Annotated in this window: 1 pseudogene; it reads left to right on the top strand. The window is 65.8% G+C overall.

Annotated elements, in window-relative coordinates:
* Positions 1–371: pseudogene (locus GQB03_RS22720) on the top strand (indolepyruvate ferredoxin oxidoreductase family protein); the annotation flags it as partial.

Here is a 371-nt window from a genome sequence, read left to right as displayed (position 1 = left end):
ACGGCGTGCCCTTCACCCCGCGCATGAACCTGGGCATGAACGTGCGTGCCGAGGCGCTCGAGATGGAGCAGTCGCTCTACACCCGCCGCCTCGAGGTGGCCAAGCGCTACGCGCGGGCCAACAACCTCAACAACGTGGTGTTCCCCAACCCGGATGCGTGGCTGGGCATCATCACTGCCGGCAAGACCTACCACGACCTGCGCCAGGCCTTCCTCGAGCTGGGCCTGGACGATGCGGCGCTCAAGCGCTACGGCATCCGCATCCTCAAGATGGGCATGCTCTTCCCGATGGAGCCCACCATCGTGCGCGAGTTCGCCCAGGGGCTCGAGGAGATCCTCGTCATCGAGGAGAAGCGCCCCTTCCTCGAGATG

Origin of the sequence: Cognatazoarcus halotolerans (assembly GCF_009800965.1) — a bacterium.
Taxonomy (GTDB): domain Bacteria; phylum Pseudomonadota; class Gammaproteobacteria; order Burkholderiales; family Rhodocyclaceae; genus Cognatazoarcus; species Cognatazoarcus halotolerans.
This window is presented reverse-complemented; position numbering and strand designations above follow the sequence as displayed.